Below are 17483 nucleotides of genomic sequence, written 5' to 3'. Positions count from 1 at the left end.
ATGAAAAAAGACAGAAATGTCCATGTTCCCTTTAATTGATAATTGTTATCATTATGAATGAAATTCATTATCATTTAGGAGGAAGTAAACATGGTGAAACACATAACTTCATGGAGTATGGTGCTATTGCTTTTAGTATTAGCAGCGTGCTCAGGTGGAGAGAAAACGGCTTCGACGGGAGAAGCTAATAAAGAGGAAAATTCAAAACTTGAGGAACAGCAGGAAACCGTTGCTGAAACTCGTACGGTTGAACATTTATATGGTGAAGCAGAGGTGCCGATGAACCCGGAAAAAATTGTTCTTTTATCACATGTCTCATGGGAGGGTTCACTCGTATCAGTCGGGGTAAAACCACATGCAGTCATGGCATATGACAATGAATTCCCTCCGCACTTAACTGAAGAATTAGAGGGAGTAACAGCTCTTCCATATGCAGATGAAATTGATCCAGAGGAAATTGTAAAGTTAAATCCGGACTTATTAATTATTAGTGATCGTTACAAGCCTCTGTATGATCAATTAGCTGAAACAATTCCAACTGTGGTTGTGGAAGTTGGGGGAGATTGGAAGGAAGATCATCTAAAAGTCGCTGAAGCAGCCGGGAAATTAGAAGAAGGACAAAAAGTCATTGAAGAGATGGAAAAAGAAGCTGAAAAAATCGGTCAGCGTATTAAAGAAAAAGTCGGCGATGAAACATTTATGGCAGTAGCTATTAATAAGAAAGATATTCGTGTATTTGGAACAACTAATCATGCAACAAATTCATTATTATTTGATGATTTAAAACTAACACCTGCAGAAAATCTTCCAGAAGATTTCGGTGAGAATATATCAATTGAGGGATTAGTTAAGTACAACCCTGATCATATTTTAGATGTTACCTATTTTAATAGTGGAGACTATTATGATTCCGTTACAGAAGGTGAAGTATGGAATAACCTGGAGGCTGTGAAAAATAAAAACGTTCATACCCTTACAACAACATGGGGCTTCTGGGATCCGATCGAACGTCAAAAAGGGTTGAAAGAAATTGAGACATTATTAGTAGGTGAATAATCGCTTCAATGTAAAAAATAAATACGAAACCGAAACCGCTAGTAATCAAATAGTCTTCTGTAAAGGAAGACTATTTTCCTCCCTGTCATTGAGAATGATTATCAGTTATTAGGACTAAAGACTCTAAAAAGAGGTGTAATAATGGATTTAACCGCCAAACAGATTGCAGTAGAAGCAACATTACAAGCATTTCTTAATTGTTATTTGCGTGAAGTTGATAGTGGGTTCTGGATAGAAGCAGAGAAATGGAAAAAAGAAAATAGTTTCTCTTGTTTTCTTAATGGATGCGATATGGTTGAACTGCATTTACACATGCAAAGTGATAAATATGCATTTGAGGTACTTTATCAATCTCAAGTTGGAAAACACCAGATTGGCATATCCCTTAAATATTGTCCAAAGGAAAACAGATGGAAAACAGTAGACAGATTAAACATCATGATGAACCTTATTCAAGAACTTCACCTAATGGCAAGGGCAAATGGATGCTATGAACTTGCATCACATTATGATGAACTTATTCTTCGGGTCATAGAAAGCTATCAAACGATGACTCACTATATTGAAGAAAGAAAAGAAGATCTGCCTCTTTTATCTGAAGGAGATTCAACATTTATTGAGAATGAACAGTCGCTTTTATTTGGACATTGGCTTCACCCTACCCCTAAAAGCAGGCAAGGGATGTCTAACTGGCAGCAACAAAGCTTTGCACCTGAATTAAAAGGCAAGTTTCAGCTGCATTACTTTCAAGTTGATCGGGATCTTATCACAGAATCATCAAGCATGTCAGAATGTGCAAGTACCATCATCCTTCAATCCGTAGTGAAGGATCTGCCATCTTTCACAATCGAAGGGGGAACTTGTTTGATTCCCATGCATCCACTTCAAGCTCAATGGCTGCTGCAGCAGGATGAAGTGAAAAAGGCCATGGGAACAGGAACGATAAAAGATCTTGGCGTGTTGGGACCTCACTTTACCGCAACATCTTCAATAAGAACGGTGTACTGTGAGAAGGAAGACTGGATGTATAAATTCTCGATTCCTGTTAAAGTAACAAATTCGTTAAGGGTTAATAAAAAGCACGAGCTTAAAGCAGGAGTTGTCATGTCGAGTCTTCTTAAAAAGCTCCCATTCTCGGACAAGTATCCTTCTTTTTCAATTATTGAAGATCCTGCCTATATGACTGTGGATTTTCCTTTTAAAAAAGAGTCAGGATTTGAGGTCATTATGAGGTCAAACCGCTTCAAAGAAGGCGACAACAAAGGAATCAGTTCAATTGCTTCCATTGTTCAGGATCCTTTTCCTCACCAAAAATCGCAACTTCATCACATGATTGTGATGAATGCACATAGAGAAGGCAGGTCATTGGAAGAAGTGAGCTTGGAATGGTTTGATAAGTATTGGACTTGTTCAATTGAACCGTTGATCCGACTTTATGATGAACATGGAATTGCGTTGGAAGCACACCAACAAAATAGTGTACTGAATGTATCAACAGGTTATCCGGAACATTACTATTATCGTGACAATCAAGGCTACTATCTCTCATCATCACGTCAAAAAGAACTTCTTTTCATAGAACCGGGTCTTTTCGAAACATCTGAGTTATTTTACAACGATAACATGATTCAAGAGAGATTTACTTACTACTTAGTGGTCAATCAACTATTTTCTGTGATTTATCGCTTTGGAGCAGATCAACTCTTAATCGAAACAGCCCTGATCAACATAACAGTCCAAAAATTACATGAGCTAAAAAAGAATCTAACAGGGCAAGGAAAAAGGTTTGTTCACAAATTACTTCATGAAGAAAAGCTGTCACATAAAGCAAACTTATTAACGAGATTTCATAATGTAGACGAATTAACAGCTGACCTAGAGCAAGCCATTTACACTCAAATTGCCAATCCACTATTCGCACATCATAAGGAGGAAAAAGATGCAAAAATCCTATCATATACCTTCTAACAAGATATCTAATCGAGTAAAGAAGCAGTTGGTTGAAGCGATGATGTATGAAGGATTAATCGATTATGACGAGGTAAGCAATGGAGTTTTTCACCTTTATGGTAAGAAGCGGACATATTGTTGCAATGGAAGAAAGAGTGCATTTGATCGAATTCGCCTAAATGAATCAAACATCATTCAACTTTTACCTGACGATCAGGAAAAAGAAGTAACAATCGATGAGCTGCTAAAAGAGTGCACCAATGACGAACACGTTTATAAGCGTGTTTACCATGAACTCTCTCAAACAATCAAGCTATGTGAATGGAATGAAAAACACTTAACGTTACCTTTATCTAGAAGGTATTCAAGTTATGAGGAACTGGAGTCTGAGGTTGTTGAAGGACATCCTTATCATCCTTGTTTTAAATCCCGAACAGGTTTCACATTAGAAGATCATGAAGCATATGGTCCGGAGGCAAAACAGGTTTTTACACTAAAGTGGACAGCCGCAAAAAGAAATATTGTACATGTGTCATTACTTGAGGATGAACAGAAGTTTTGGAAGCGGGAATTGGGAGAAGACATGTGGCATGAGTTAAATGAGCAACTTACTCAAGCAGGTGCAACATTTGAAGAGTACACATTTCTTCCTATCCATCCATGGCAATGGCAATCACTATATCCGCAAGTAACTCATTTACTAGCAACAGGTGACCTGATTCTATTATCTGATAAAGGTGATCAATACAGAGCTACACAATCAGTACGTACACTATGGAATCAATCTAATCCGAACAAGGCGTATCTTAAACTGCCGATGAATATGGTCAATACTTCATCGTTAAGAACCATATCATCTCCATCTATTTGTGCAGCACCTTTTATTTCAGAATGGCTGGAAAAGATACTACAATCTGATCCTTACTTAGCTCATGATGCTGAACTTGTAATGTTAAAGGAATATGCCGGAATTAGTGTTGAATGTAAGGAAAGCTCTAAGTTACATGGTCAGCTTGGCGTGATTTGGCGGGAAAGTATTAGAACATATATGAATGAAGACGAAGAGGCCGTCCCATTTACAGCACTTATGATGATTGAACAAGATGGACAATTGTTTATTGATAATTGGCTGACTCAATATGGAGCCGAAAACTGGGTGGAGCGTTTAGTTGAAGTATGTGTAGTGCCAGTGTGGCATTTGTTAGTCGCGCACGGAATTGCCTTTGAGGCACATGCACAGAATATGATTTTGCTTCACAGAAACGGGTGGCCAACGCGAATTGTGTTACGTGATTTTCATGAAAGTATTGAATATACAAACGAATTTGTCTCAGATTCTCGGCTTGTTCCAGATTTTGAGAAGATTCATAGAGAATACCGAAATGCATCTGCAGACCACTATTATTGGATGTCATCTGTAGAAGCATTGAGAGAATTAGTGATGGATACACTGTTTGTTTTTCATTTTAGTGAGCTGGCGTATCTTCTTGAAGAAAAAACTAGCCTCAATGAAGAACTATTTTGGAAGAAAATAAAAATGGCGATCTCAAACCATTTGAAGAAACATCCTGTATTACAAGAACGTCATCAAAAAATCGAGTCTGTAAAACCAGATATTTATGTTGAATCTCTAGTAACAAAGAAGCTTCAAAACGAGCAAAAAGAATATCGTCATTTAGTGAAAAATGTGTTTAGTCAAATTGATTAGCGGGAGGAATAATTCATGTTCTATGTGAATGACCAACATTACACGATAAAAGATGTACAAGAGCAGTTTCGTTTATTTGATCAAATACCATATATAAGAGATTGTAAGAATCACCGTTTAGCGGTTTGTCTGACAGATGCTTTTCAGTGGCTGTCACTTCTCCTGTATATTCGGGAAAAAGGGGCATCTGTGTTTCCGATTCATCCATCCACCCCAAAGGACGGGGCCATTCGTCTAGCAGAGAAAGCAGGTAGAGATCTATTATTCTTCCAAACTCTTGATTCGGTTATTGAACTATCAAGTGTTAGGTATGAAGCAACTGGGGGGCTTATTCAGATGAGCTCAGGAACAACAGGATCTCCGAAAATAATCGAACGTACATGGCATTCAATTGAGGAAGAGCTAAATAGCTATGTTGCCTCATTGCCTGTTGAACAAGGAACATCTTCAATTGTGGCATGTCCGATTACCCATTCATATGGACTAATTAGCGGTGTGTTGGCTTGTTTAAAAAGAGGGGTAGAGCCTATCGTGATCACAAATTTGAATCCAAAATATGTGATCAAAAAACTGCATCAACACAAAAAACATATACTTTATGCTGCACCCCCTTTGCTTCATACATTAAGTCGTTTAATGAAGAATGGTGAACTAATGGATTGTGTGATGACTTCCGGTACGGTTATGCCGTCCAATTGGCTGAATTCCATAAAAGCTGTATCACAGAAAGTTTTTCAGCAGTATGGTTGTTCGGAAGCGGGATGTGTTGCTATTCATTCTGAACTAAAACATCCTGCTGAAATGGGGTTCCCATTGCAACATGTGAAAATAGAAGCCGGTGAAGAAGACAACCCTGGAGAAGTTGTCATTCATACCTTTGATAAGTCGATTTACACACGTGATTTGGGCTATCTAAAAGAAGGAATTCTCGTTTTTCTATCCAGAATCGATGACACCATTAATGTCGCTGGCTTAAATGTATATCCACATGATATTGAAAATGTTCTACTGGAGGAACCAAGAATCAGCGAGGCTGTTGTTTATAAAATGAAAAACAAACTCTCAGGTGAGCGGGTATGTGCTCAATATGTTTCAAATGAAAGAATTGAAGAGTCTGAGTTAAGAGATTGGTGCAGCCGATTTCTTGCTCCACATCAAATACCATTGGAATTTAAACAGGTAGAGGAGATTGGGAAGCTGCAAAACGGAAAGATTAGCAGAAACCAATTAGCGGAGTTACATATATGAAGAGAGAAGAAATAATTGAAATGATTTATCACATTTTAAAAGATAAACTGGAGCTTCCCACAATGGCGTCATTTCATGAGGAAGCACGTTTAAATGAAGATTTATACATGGATTCGGTGATGATTCTTGAGCTCATTTTGTATATCGAATTGGACTTCGGCATTAAAGTTCCAGATGAAATGCTTGTTCCAAAGGATTTTCAAACCATCCATACAGTAATTGAGTTTATTAAACGTCAACAATGTGAAGCACTTGGAGGAATAAAATGATAAAGGTTCATTGCTTTGTTAGCTGTGTTTGTGAAGTGATCAAGAAAACGAAAGGGGTCGATCATAGACCCTATTATTTTGGTGTGTGGGATGCGGATTTTGATGTGGTAAACGGAAAGTTAACCTATCATTCCGATCAAATTGACCATGAGTTCTTTCAGGAATGGTATGAACTGCTTTATGGTGTGAAGCTGTTTAAATGGTATGACGAAAAGAAGTCTAAATCAGCAAATATAATAGAACTCCAAAGATTGATAGAACAAAAAAACAACCACACATCTGTCATGGTGATGCTTGATTTATCGATGCTGCCGGAACGAGAGAATAAATTTCATCAAAGACCGTTTCCTCATTATGTCATGCTTGAAAAGACAGAAAGAGAAGATGAGTGGTTCATGTATGACCCTGACTTTCGATGGGAAGGCATCCTCCCAAAAGAAAGAATTCTTCAAGCCATTAATGAACCGAGTGTTGAAGGTGGTTATTATTTTCACGCGTCGGATATTAAACCGCCAACGAAAGAAACAATTCAAGCTTATTTTCATACATGCATCAAATATGATGTAAACCCGATAACAGAGGCAATTGATGAGATCATCCGTGATGTCACGACAGGAAATCCTCACCAAATAAAGCTTTCGCAAGCCTTAAAACAGCTGCCTGTTTTAGCGATTAGAAAATATGCGTATGAACATGCTTTTGCTTATTTCTGGGAAGCCCTCGATCTGGAGGAAGAAGGATTTGAACAGTGGTGTACAGAAATCGAACATCTTGTTAAAGGATTCACCACGATCCAATACCGCGCAATGAAGTATGAAGTAACGAAAGAACCTTTTATTCTTGATTTGATAGAAGAAAAACTGCAAGAACAAAATGAACTGGAATTTAAAATAAAGAAAGGTTTACAGGTTTGTTTCAACAAATGGTTACAAATGCAAAACCTTTCTCAAAAAGAAGGTGAACCTGTACGATGAAGCTTTCAATTTGTACCATTTCTTTTCGACATCATCTTTATTCAATTGATCAAATTGCTCATTGGGCAAAGTCACAACAGTTTGACGGAATAGAACTTTGGGGAGTACATGCGAAAAATTTGCGAGACGATTCCCACTATGGCGAAGAATGGCTCAGCGCCTACGGTTTGGAAACAAGTATGATAAGTGATTACCTTCCTTTAGATGCCAATATTGACACGTTGATCAAGGAGACAAACAATCTTTCAAACATCGCGAAGCATTGGGGCACAAACAAAATTCGAACATTTGTCGGACAAAAGGGAAGTGAACAAACAAGCCATCAAGAGCGAAAAGAACTTGTGCAAAAAATCCGCCTTATTTGTGAAGAACTACACACGAAAGGACAATATCTTCTAGTAGAAACTCATCCAAATACACTGGCAGATCAACTCGCTTCAACGCTAAAACTATTACAAGAGGTTCATCATCCGGCACTACGGATTAACTTTGATGTTCTTCATATGTGGGAATCTGGGATACATCCGATTCATGCATTGAGAGAGCTTCAGCCTTATATCTCCCATTTTCATCTGAAAAACATCTCGTCACGTGAAAAGCTATCAGTATTTGCACCAGACAATGTCTACGCTGCTGCAGGGTCAAGAGAAGGAATGGTGCCTCTATTTCACGGCCAGGTAGACTACCTTGAGTTTTTAAGCGAAGCTATTGATACAATGGATATTAACGCTTCGTTAGAATGGTTTGGAGGGAATGTGAAGGATGTGTTGAAGAGAGATGGAAGTGAGGTGCGGGAATTACTTCAGCAGTTACTAGTGAAGCAGATATGAGAATAAAATATAACATCCCATTTGTTTAGGTACTGTATAAGCGTAAATGGCACCATTGCCAGAGTGATATAAACGTCTGAATTCCTTGTTAATAATGGAATGAGACGTTTTTCTCATTATATCTGTAAAGAACGAAACGTGTTATTAACACGTTTTTGAAGTGAAGAAAAACTTGGTTCCATGCTATGTATCCATAATTTTTAACCTCCAAAAAAATTATAAAAAATACCTGTGTAGTAAAAATTCTACAAAGGTTATGAGTAATTGGATTAAATTGTAAAAACTCGCTCAAAGAAGGCTTTTTTGAAGAACAATTTAAGATTTTTACACTCTAATTAGTATTCTTCTGTTTATCCTCTCCCATATGTTTTTTATAATTTTCTCCCCAGTCTTTCATTAAGACAATAATTGGTTCTAACGTTCTCCCAAAGTCTGTTAAAGAATATTCAACTTTAGGGGGAATTTCTGGGTACACTTCTCTATGGATAATCCTATCATTTTCCAATTCCCTTAACTGTAACGATAACATTCTTTGAGTAATACCTGGCATTAATGATCTAAGTTTATTAAAACGTTTCTTTTCATCAATAAGGTGGAATAAGATAACACCTTTCCATTTTCCCCCAATTACATCCAGAGTTGCTTCTACGGGACATCCTTCAGGACAACCATATCCACTTTTTCTATTTCTCATTTCTCTGTCACTCCTACAACAATAGTTTTTCTCTCAATCTATTAGATACATAATACTGTTTTAGAACATACTAATTTTACCATATTTAATAAAATCTCCCAAAACAAAGTGAGTACATATCGATTTAGGGCTTATTAATTAATGAAAATTTGCTTATGTATAAAAAAGTGATACTATCCTACATGATTTGAAATTCCTCTAAATTAGGGAACTCTTTTACAAGTAACTCCAGCTCACTTTCTACCTTCTCATTTAATTCTTTAGTTTTGCAAAATTTAATTAATAATTATAATCAAGGAAAAAATAAAACTCATTTTATATTTTCTTCCAATTTATCCACTCTTTTATTACTTCCGTTCCTTAAAAGCTTTAGTAACTGCTTACTCCTAAGGTTTTACCATAACTAACATTAATGTAACTATCTCACATAATTGTGCCTACTTACGTGTCACCACCTTAATTACTATAATTGAAGCTGAAATTACTTATATGGGAGGCACTTACAATGAAAGCTATAGGTTTATACAAATACTTACCGATTGAACATAAGGAGAGTCTTATTGAGGAAAATATCGATAGACCAGTACCTACTCAGCGTGACTTACTTGTAAAAATCAACGCAATTTCCATTAACCCAGTTGATGTAAGGTTTCGTTCACCTAAAGAAAAGGAAGAAGAAGCTCTGAAAATTCTTGGTTGGGATGCTTGTGGTGTAGTTGAAGAGATGGGTCCGGATTGCTCAATCTTTAAACCGGGAGATAAGGTTTATTATGCAGGTAGTATCACTAGACCAGGAAGTTATAGTGAATTTCAGTTAGTAGACGAAAGAATTGTTGGAAAAAAACCAGAAACATTAAGTGATGCAGAAGCAGCTGCTTTACCTTTAACTGCCATTACCGCATGGGAAGGTCTTTTTGATCGATTAGGTATTGATTTGAATTACAAACAAGAGAATACGAACAAGACTATTCTAATTATTGGTGGAGCTGGTGGAGTGGGGTCTGCTGCTATTCAGTTGGCTAAATTGGCTGGGCTAACAGTTATCTCAACAGCTTCTAGAGAAGAAAGCACAAAATGGGTTAAAGAACTAGGATCAGATTTAGTGATTAATCATCATCAATCATTCCGATTCCAATTAGAAAAGTTTGGTTATAGAGAAGTTGACTATATCTTTTGCTTAAATAATACTGATCAACACTGGGAAAGTATGGGTGACGCCATTATTCCTCAAGGTAAAATTTGTTCAATTGTTGAAAACAGTAAACCACTTGATCTAAACGTTTTAAAAAGTAAAAGTGCTACATTTGTTTGGGAGTTCATGTTTACAAGAGCAATGTATCATACTGCTGATATGGTTAAACAGCATGAATTATTAACCTCATTAAGCCAGTTAATTGAAGAAGGTAAGTTTCGTACTACATTAAAAGAAACAATCTCTCCAATTAATGCCTATAATCTTCGTAAGGCTCATGCAATGGTGGAAACTGGCCAAATGATTGGGAAAGTTGTTTTAGAGAATTTCTAGTCTTTCTAAAGAGGTAGTATAAAGTTATCTATAATTTTTAATTTCATTAATAAGAGCCACTTCTATTAACTCTAAAATAGGAGTGGCTTTTTATAAGGATTATTCTGGAAAGGAGAGAAGAATTTGAACAAAAACCAATTGATGTTCCTCATTCTCAGGAATGTGTAGGTGAAATATTGAAAATAGCAGTTGAGGTGATCCTCCATAATAGAAGCGCAAATGTTAATAACATTTGTGTTTTTTTATTGTTTAAGAAACTATAAAATTCTTTGAACTGTGGATAAGCGATCGACATCCAGCTCCGAAGCACAGGATGTGCAAGTGCAGTTTTTGCGGACAGGACGTCGCTCTTTTGACTGCATCGATGTCATAAGCCAATTTAGAATTGAAGGCAAAGAACACCTTCTACTCTAAATCGTTTTATTTGCCTGAGGCTGATCAGGCGCTTGTGCTTTTGTTCTGAAAATAGCTATGTTTTTATTGTAAGGGGTTTTTCTAATATGTTGAATTAGAAATTAGGATATGGGAGTTTTATGTATGATTTATTTTAATATAAAAAATGATATTAAGTGAATTCTGAGTATTATTTTCTTTTTTAGGACAATTTATTAAAAAACAATTGTTAGGGAGTTAGTAATGAATTCGTCTAATAATAAACCTATTAATGATATTTCTTCCTTCCAAAAACCTCTTCCAAAGTTTGTCCAAAAAAACTTAGATGATAATATTTCATTAATAAGGCAACAGTTTTCTAACACAGATGATTTGATTATAAGAGAAGTTCATAAAGGATCCGAAAGGTATGCTGTTCTCTATATAGAAAACATAGTTGAAATAGAAAAATTACAAAAGTTTATTTTAACGATAAATCAAAAAAGTGATCAAAGTGTAACTGAATTTTTAGCTATTCAAGCTAATGGTTCGTCAGAAATAGGAAGAATAGAAAAAAATCTATTATCAGGGTCATGTATTATCTTTATTGAGGGTTGCGATTTATTTTTTGCCCAAGATATTTCAAATTCTAAGGAAAGAGCTGTAACTGAACCAGAGAATGAAAAGACCGTACAAGGTGCACATGACGGTTTTATAGAGAACCTTTCAACAAATCTTTATCTTTTAAGAAAAAGACTACAAAGCTCAAAACTTAATATTAAGTATTTTCCAGTCGGAGAAAAAATCAAAACAAAGGTTGCGCTAACTTATTTAATTGATCTTACAAATGAGGAAATTATTGTTGAAGTAGAAAGAAGGTTAAAAAATATCTCCATGGAAATGGTTTTAAATATGAGTTTTTTAGAGGAACTCATTGAGGATTCATCTATTACCCCATTTCCCCAAATATTAAATACTGAGAGAGTTGACCGTGTTATTGGGCACCTAAATGAAGGCAGGATTGCATTATTTATAGAAGGGAATCCTACTGCATTGATATTGCCAGTAACCTTTTCAGCTTTCTATCAATCACCAGATGATTATAATTCTCGTTGGTTAATGGGAACATTTATAAGAGCAATAAGACATGCTAGTTTTTTAATTTCTATACTATTGCCAGCATATTATATTGCCGTGATTGGATTTCATTTTGAAGTATTACCTGATGAACTAGTTAGTCCGGTAGGAAGTTCTATAGAGAACATACCTTTCCCTCCTTTAATTGAAGCTTTGTTTATGGAATTAACAATTGAACTAATACGAGAAGCAGGTATACGTCTTCCCTCTAGAATTGGTCAAACAATTGGAATTGTAGGAGGACTAGTTATAGGTGATGCAATCGTTCAAGCAGGATTAATATCTACAACAATGATAGTAGTAGTAGCCTTAACAGCAATCTCCTCATATTCTGTACCTTCACATGGAATGAGTGATGCTGTTCGTCTATTAAGATTCCCATTTATGCTACTTGCATCATCGTTTGGGTTTATTGGAATATCATTTGGTTTTATTGTGGTGTTAGCTCATTTGTGCAAATTGGAATCCTTTGGCACGCCATACTTTGCACCTTTTGCACCATTTAGAATGAAAGACTTAAAAGATACTTTTATGCGCCTACCAATTTGGAAAATGAACACAAGACCTCTTGATCCCAAACCAAAAGATATGATTCAGAGTTTCGTAAAAAGGGGATGGAAATATGGGCAAAGAAAAAAAAGATAAAATATCATATCTCCAATTAATATGTATGATTGTTCAGACTCAAATTGGGGTAGGTATCTTATCACTTCCTCATGATGTTGCTCTAGTTTCAAAGAATGATGGATGGATTTCCACTTTAATAGCAGGTGTGGTTGTTCAGGTAATCATTTTCATCCTCTGGAGCCTTTTTAAGAGGTTTCCCAATCTAACTTTTTACGAAATTATCATTGAATTATTAGGAAAGAAAATAGGGAAATTATTTATTTTGTTTTACATCGCCTATTTTGTTCTCACAGGAAGTTTTGTTCTCATTAGGTATAGCCAGGTAATTAATATATGGATTCTACAAAAAACACCTAAGTGGGTAATGATCTTATTAATGATTATTGTTTGCATGTATATTGTAAAAGGGTCTTTCAGAGCCATCGCACGATTTTATGTTTTTGTTACTCCTTTACTCCTAATATTTGTGGCTTTAATCACCTACTCATTAAAAGATTCAAATATACTTTATATCTTCCCTATAGGGATAAATGGTTTCTCTAATATTATAAAAGGGTCAAAAGAAGCAACATTTGCAATGATTGGTTTTGAAATCGTCTTTCTTCTTTATCCCTTATTAAGAGAGTCTAATTCGAAAAAGCTTAAAGGGATGAGTGTTGCAAACATTATTGTTACATTGCTATACAGTTACCTTGTTTTTTCCAGCTTAATTTATTTTGAAACAAGCCAGGACCTATTTTTAACTCCTCAACCATTATTGTATATGATTAAAGCTTATTCTTTTCAAATACTTGAGCGAACTGATCTATTCTTTTTATCTATTTGGATTGTATGCGTAGCAACATCGATTGGAAGTTGGCTATTGCTATCTGCAAATGCGTTAAAAACTATTTTACAAAAACCAAATCACAACAAATATATTCCATATATGGGTTTATCTTTTTTCTTAATAACACTATTTCCTATAAATGAGACTAATATTGAAACGTTTAATAAGTTATTAAATCCTGCTCATTACTTTTTTCTTGTTATTTTTCCTTTTTTTTTATTAGTTATCTCCTTTGGTTTATCTAAAATAAAAGTTGGAGAGATGAAAGAGTGAAAAAATACTTATATATTATATTAACTTCATTCGTCTTGGTAGGCTGCTGGGACCAACATTTAATGAAAGATGCTATCTTAATCAGAACCATAACGTTTGATAATACAGAGGATGAAAAAATGGAATTGGGTGTTTTACTGCCAACTTACAATAAGTCTCAAAATGACTCAAGCCAAATGAACACCCAAAGTATAATCTTATCATCAGTATCTAATACACCCCGCGAAGGCAGGATGAAGCTAAATAGAGAGATACCTGGTCGTTTAGATGCATCAAAAAACAAATTAATACTATTTGGAGAGGAATTTGCAAAAGGTGATATTTACCCACCATTAGACGTAATATGGAGAGATCCTAGAAGCTCATTAAGTGCTAAACTTGCTGTTGTAAAGGGAAGTGCACGGAATATCCTCAATATAAAAGTGAGGGCTGAATCAGATATAAGCCTGAATATTTTGAGTTTAATAACTAGTAATGAAGTAACAACAATTATTCCAAAACAAAGTATCCAAACCCTTGCTTCGGAAATTTTAGATCCTGGTGAGGACTTTGTCTTGCCATTGCTCAGTTTTTCAGAAACTGAAGGAACAATAGATATTACAGGTCTTGCATTATTTAATGAGAGAAAAGTAACCGGAGACTTATCATCAGAAGATACAACACTTTTTTTATTACTAGCTGATAAAATGGGAAAAGAGGCTAGGTTCACGTTAAAAGTGGATGATGATGAAGAGTATGATATGAACAATTATATTACTGTCAATGTTGAAAAATCTGACCGTAAGCTAAAAGTTAAGGTGAATCAATCTGGTGATATTACTGTTGATTTAAATTTAGGGCTTAGATTAATAGTTGAAGAATACCCTAAAGGAAATGTTCCGAAGGATAGAAATGAATTGAATAAAAAACTATCTAATGTTTTAAGTGAAAACGCCAATAAAATAATTAAACAACTTCAAGAAGCAAATTGTGATGGATTCGGAATAGGAAGACAACTATTTGCCTTTCACAATGATGTTTGGAAAAGGAAAGAGCAAGATAAATATTTTCAAGAGATAAAATTTATTACCAATGTCAATGCGGAAATTGTTCAACATGGTATTGTAAAGTAAATATTTAACTGTTTATATTTATTTTGGTGTAATGCAATCTTACACGAACAAGCCCATTCTTGAATAAGGATGGTGCTCTTTTTCATTTATAATGGTACATTGCTATGTAATTGAGGAAAGGAAATTTGAAGTTTTAATATAGAAGTATATAATCTTTGTGAACGAAATAAGTTGGCAGAATATTCACCATTTCTCCCGTTTTTAGTAATTGAGGTGGTTTCCTTTCCTGATATCAACCGAGATAAAAGACTGCCGAAAAACTTTAATACATTTAAGTTTTTCGGCAGCCTTAAGCCGCCAATGGCGCTATTTTTTTATCGATTTTAGTAACGGTTTTGAAATAATCGGCGCCAATACACCTGAAAGAATCGCTTCAGTAATTCCATTAGTGGCTACAATGGTCATCAGCGCAGGCAAGAGCTGCTCCATGTCCAACTCCAAAAAGTTTGCATAAGGCTCCCGATAAAATAAATAAATGAATCCAAGCACTAACACAGTATTTGTTAATGAGCCCAGCACACCGGCAACGCTCATTCTTACTGTTTCATTGAGCTTCCCGTTGAGTATTCTGTGGAACACATATGCCGCAACCACACCAATTAAAATACGAGGCAAAACGGACACAAGCGGATTCGTGAAAACAATTGGTGCTATTACGCTTGTCGGAGCGATAAAGGCCCTTATAAACGTGATGATTCCCCATATGCCGCCTACAATGGCTCCTTCCTTCGTTCCGAGGACGATTGCTGCAATAATGACGGTTACCTGAATAATCGTCAAGCTAAGCGGTCCAATCGGGATATATCCTAAAAACGGGATTGTCGTTTGAATAATGATGATGGCAGAAAGCATCCCTAATAGGACCATTCGGAATGTCTTATTATTTTTGTTCATGTATAAACTCCTTTTAACTAAATAATGTATTCTTCATGATCATTCTACAAATATAATTGCTTAACAACTTTATAAGTCATTACAAATTTATAATCAATAAAAAGCAACTGCAAGTGTTATTTTTTTATATGGCCAAAATGCTCTGACTTTATTATGTATATGATATAATTTTTCACTCCATTTAAAAAAGAGACTAACTTAAGGTTATCTGGCACCCTGAGTTAGTCTCTTTTCTATTCCGCAATTTTTTTAGTAAAACCATTCTTTCTTCCTCAGCGACGACCAATATATTGAATAACTAGCAAGAAGGATATGTTAAAATTAGGAAAAGATTGTGATTAAGGTGGTGCTTGCTGTGCAGCGAGAGAAATTAGATCCAATAAAAGCAGCGAATCAATTTGTTGATAAGTACTTTTCAAATTGCCAAGGGGCTATATTAGCAGGAAGTGTAGTGAGGGGAGAGGCAACAGAAACATCTGATCTAGATATCGTTATTTTTGATAAAAGACTTCCTTCATCATATAGGGAGTCAATGATTGATTTTGGTTGGGCAATAGAGATTTTTGTCCATAATTTATCTTCTTATAAATACTTTATTGAAATGGACTGCAAAGCAGCGAGGCCTTCTATGCCAAGAATGATTTCTGAAGGAATTATTATAAAAGATGAAGGAATCTTAAAATCTATAAAAAAGGAAGCAAAAGATATACTAGAGAAGGGCCCTGAAATATGGTCTGAAGAAATGATAAGGACGAAGCGATATTTTATAACGGATGCACTTGATGATTTTTTAGGGAGTATGAACCGAGCTGAAGAAATATTTATAGCTAATACCATAGCTGATCAAGTTCACGAGTTTGTTTTAAGGACAAATCGTCAGTGGATTGGTTCTTCGAAATGGATTATTCGCGCTCTGAATCAATATGATGAGAAATTTACAGAAGAGTTTGTAGAAGCCTTTAATGCCTTTTATCTAACAGGTGAGAAAGATAAAGTTGTTCAATTAGTTGATAAGGTATTAGAACCGCATGGTGGACGTTTGTTTGAGGGGTTCTCACTAGGCAAATGATAAGACATTCCATATAAGGTGTAGATAAAGGAAGAACAATAAATAGATACAATTGATAAGATAGTTATTAGATGAGAAGGGGTGATGGTAAATGAACGATCAGGAAAGCGAAGAAAAGCTAAAAGGGGGCAATGTCTCCAGCATTTATCGTTCGGGGGATACTGTTCGACGAGACTTAAAGCCTGAAAGCTCTAGAGTCCACAAGCTGCTAAAGCACTTGGAGAAAAAGAGATTTAATTACGCGCCAAAGTTTTTAGGTATTGATGAAAAAGGAAGAGAAATATTGTCCTTTATTGAAGGAGAAGCTGGGAACGATCCTTTAAAAGAATATATGTGGTCTGATGATGCCTTAATAGATATAGCTAAAATGCTCCGTTTCTATCATGAAGCTGTAAGTGATTTCCCATTGACTGAAGAATGGAAACCGTTAGACAATACACCAAATAAAGTGGAAGTATTATGCCACAATGATTTTGCTAGATACAATATTATTTTTAATAAAGAAAAACCAGTAGGTATTATTGACTTCGATGTTGCTGCACCTGGTCCTAGAATTTGGGATATAGCCTATACTCTCTATACGTGTGTACCCTTAAGCAGATTCTACCTTTCTGAAACAGGTGAGGAAATCCATTATCAAACACAACGGCATGCTAATCGAATAAAACAAAGAATCAGATTGTTTTTTGAAGCTTATGGTGAGGAACGAGAAGAAGATTATTTAGAAATGGTAATAAAAAGAGTAGAAGGGTTATGTAAAACAATTAATAGAAAGGCTAGTGAAGGGGACCTTGCGTTCCAAAAGATGATAGATGAAGGACATCTTGAACACTATGAAAAGGATATTACATTTATCCGTAAATATGGATCAGAATGGACATGAATTTTCAATAAGGGGGGCGCTCATATGGGGAAT

15 protein-coding genes are annotated in these 17483 nt (G+C 35.5%); 13 read left to right on the top strand and 2 right to left on the bottom strand.

All coding sequences use genetic code 11. The annotated features are described in order from the left end of the window. Positions 1–90: 90 nt before the first annotated feature. The 7 genes from BK577_RS03325 (at position 91) to BK577_RS03295 (ending at position 8035) form a co-directional block, all read left to right on the top strand. Positions 91–1056 (top strand): ABC transporter substrate-binding protein, encoded by a 966-nt coding sequence (locus tag BK577_RS03325; protein ID WP_078431615.1) that lies wholly within the window; start codon positions 91–93, stop codon positions 1054–1056. 141 nt (positions 1057–1197) lie between these two features. Beyond that, positions 1198–3024 (top strand): IucA/IucC family protein, encoded by a 1827-nt coding sequence (locus BK577_RS03320; protein ID WP_078431614.1) that lies wholly within the window; start codon positions 1198–1200, stop codon positions 3022–3024. Then, positions 2996–4714, top strand: coding sequence for an IucA/IucC family protein (locus BK577_RS03315; RefSeq protein ID WP_078431613.1), 1719 nt, complete (start codon positions 2996–2998; stop codon positions 4712–4714). The genes BK577_RS03320 and BK577_RS03315 overlap by 29 nt, the downstream gene beginning before the upstream one ends. Positions 4715–4729: 15 nt before the next feature. Then, positions 4730–5962 (top strand): AMP-binding protein, encoded by a 1233-nt coding sequence (locus BK577_RS03310; RefSeq protein WP_078431612.1) that lies wholly within the window; start codon positions 4730–4732, stop codon positions 5960–5962. Then, positions 5959–6231 carry a petrobactin biosynthesis protein AsbD gene (gene asbD, locus BK577_RS03305; protein ID WP_078431611.1) on the top strand — a complete coding sequence of 91 codons (273 nt, stop codon included), beginning with the start codon at positions 5959–5961 and terminating at the stop codon, positions 6229–6231. The genes BK577_RS03310 and asbD overlap by 4 nt, the downstream gene beginning before the upstream one ends. Then, positions 6228–7205, top strand: a complete 978-nt coding sequence (locus BK577_RS03300) for a DUF6005 family protein (RefSeq protein WP_078431610.1) — start codon at positions 6228–6230, stop codon at positions 7203–7205. The genes asbD and BK577_RS03300 overlap by 4 nt, the downstream gene beginning before the upstream one ends. Continuing rightward, the gene (locus tag BK577_RS03295; RefSeq protein WP_078431609.1) at positions 7202–8035 is read left to right on the top strand and encodes a sugar phosphate isomerase/epimerase family protein; all 834 of its coding nucleotides are present in this window, start codon (positions 7202–7204) and stop codon (positions 8033–8035) included. The genes BK577_RS03300 and BK577_RS03295 overlap by 4 nt, the downstream gene beginning before the upstream one ends. A 331-nt stretch (positions 8036–8366) precedes the next feature. Here the strand turns inward: BK577_RS03295 and BK577_RS03290 are convergent, their stop codons facing one another. After that, positions 8367–8729: a winged helix-turn-helix transcriptional regulator gene (locus BK577_RS03290; RefSeq protein ID WP_078431608.1), complete on the bottom strand. Its 363-nt coding sequence runs from the start codon at positions 8727–8729 to the stop codon at positions 8367–8369. Between the two features lie 505 nt (positions 8730–9234). Between BK577_RS03290 and BK577_RS03285 the strand changes: the two genes are divergently transcribed. The 4 genes from BK577_RS03285 to BK577_RS03270 all read left to right on the top strand — a co-directional run bounded on the left by BK577_RS03285 (position 9235) and on the right by BK577_RS03270 (position 14604). Further along, complete coding sequence (locus BK577_RS03285) at positions 9235–10254, top strand: zinc-binding alcohol dehydrogenase family protein (protein WP_078431607.1); 1020 nt, start codon at positions 9235–9237, stop codon at positions 10252–10254. 636 nt (positions 10255–10890) lie between these two features. Then, positions 10891–12408 carry a spore germination protein gene (locus tag BK577_RS03280; RefSeq protein WP_078431606.1) on the top strand — a complete coding sequence of 506 codons (1518 nt, stop codon included), beginning with the start codon at positions 10891–10893 and terminating at the stop codon, positions 12406–12408. After that, on the top strand, positions 12386–13492 hold the full coding sequence (locus BK577_RS03275; RefSeq protein ID WP_078431605.1) for a GerAB/ArcD/ProY family transporter: 1107 nt from the start codon (positions 12386–12388) through the stop codon (positions 13490–13492). The genes BK577_RS03280 and BK577_RS03275 overlap by 23 nt, the downstream gene beginning before the upstream one ends. Next, complete coding sequence (locus tag BK577_RS03270) at positions 13489–14604, top strand: Ger(x)C family spore germination protein (protein ID WP_078431604.1); 1116 nt, start codon at positions 13489–13491, stop codon at positions 14602–14604. The genes BK577_RS03275 and BK577_RS03270 overlap by 4 nt, the downstream gene beginning before the upstream one ends. A 306-nt stretch (positions 14605–14910) precedes the next feature. Here BK577_RS03270 and BK577_RS03265 read toward each other — a convergent pair whose 3' ends face one another. Then, on the bottom strand, positions 14911–15498 hold the full coding sequence (locus tag BK577_RS03265; RefSeq protein ID WP_078431603.1) for an ECF transporter S component: 588 nt from the start codon (positions 15496–15498) through the stop codon (positions 14911–14913). Positions 15499–15853: 355 nt separating this feature from the next. Between BK577_RS03265 and BK577_RS03260 the strand changes: the two genes are divergently transcribed. After that, entirely contained in the window at positions 15854–16567 is a 714-nt protein-coding gene (locus tag BK577_RS03260; protein ID WP_078431602.1) for a nucleotidyltransferase domain-containing protein, read from the top strand. Between the two features lie 91 nt (positions 16568–16658). After that, positions 16659–17450, top strand: a complete 792-nt coding sequence (locus BK577_RS03255) for a phosphotransferase (protein ID WP_078431601.1) — start codon at positions 16659–16661, stop codon at positions 17448–17450. The last annotated feature ends 33 nt before the right edge of the window (positions 17451–17483 follow it).

The sequence above is a fragment of the Metabacillus halosaccharovorans genome (assembly GCF_002019635.1).
In the GTDB taxonomy this organism is placed as follows: Bacteria; Bacillota; Bacilli; order Bacillales; family Bacillaceae; genus Metabacillus; species Metabacillus halosaccharovorans.
Note: the sequence above shows the minus strand (reverse complement) of the source record. Positions and strands in the feature narration are given on the sequence as shown.

What these genes read in the sequence shown, in the direction of transcription:
- BK577_RS03325 (WP_078431615.1), top strand. Translation starts at nt 91, where the DNA reads ATGGTGAAACACATAACTTCATGGAGTATGGTGCTATTGCTTTTAGTA.
- BK577_RS03320 (WP_078431614.1), top strand. Translation starts at nt 1,198, where the DNA reads ATGGATTTAACCGCCAAACAGATTGCAGTAGAAGCAACATTACAAGCA.
- BK577_RS03315 (WP_078431613.1), top strand. Translation starts at nt 2,996, where the DNA reads ATGCAAAAATCCTATCATATACCTTCTAACAAGATATCTAATCGAGTA.
- BK577_RS03310 (WP_078431612.1), top strand. Translation starts at nt 4,730, where the DNA reads ATGTTCTATGTGAATGACCAACATTACACGATAAAAGATGTACAAGAG.
- asbD (WP_078431611.1), top strand. Translation starts at nt 5,959, where the DNA reads ATGAAGAGAGAAGAAATAATTGAAATGATTTATCACATTTTAAAAGAT.
- BK577_RS03300 (WP_078431610.1), top strand. Translation starts at nt 6,228, where the DNA reads ATGATAAAGGTTCATTGCTTTGTTAGCTGTGTTTGTGAAGTGATCAAG.
- BK577_RS03295 (WP_078431609.1), top strand. Translation starts at nt 7,202, where the DNA reads ATGAAGCTTTCAATTTGTACCATTTCTTTTCGACATCATCTTTATTCA.
- BK577_RS03290 (WP_078431608.1), bottom strand. Translation starts at nt 8,729, where the DNA reads ATGAGAAATAGAAAAAGTGGATATGGTTGTCCTGAAGGATGTCCCGTA.
- BK577_RS03285 (WP_078431607.1), top strand. Translation starts at nt 9,235, where the DNA reads ATGAAAGCTATAGGTTTATACAAATACTTACCGATTGAACATAAGGAG.
- BK577_RS03280 (WP_078431606.1), top strand. Translation starts at nt 10,891, where the DNA reads ATGAATTCGTCTAATAATAAACCTATTAATGATATTTCTTCCTTCCAA.
- BK577_RS03275 (WP_078431605.1), top strand. Translation starts at nt 12,386, where the DNA reads ATGGGCAAAGAAAAAAAAGATAAAATATCATATCTCCAATTAATATGT.
- BK577_RS03265 (WP_078431603.1), bottom strand. Translation starts at nt 15,498, where the DNA reads ATGAACAAAAATAATAAGACATTCCGAATGGTCCTATTAGGGATGCTT.
- BK577_RS03255 (WP_078431601.1), top strand. Translation starts at nt 16,659, where the DNA reads ATGAACGATCAGGAAAGCGAAGAAAAGCTAAAAGGGGGCAATGTCTCC.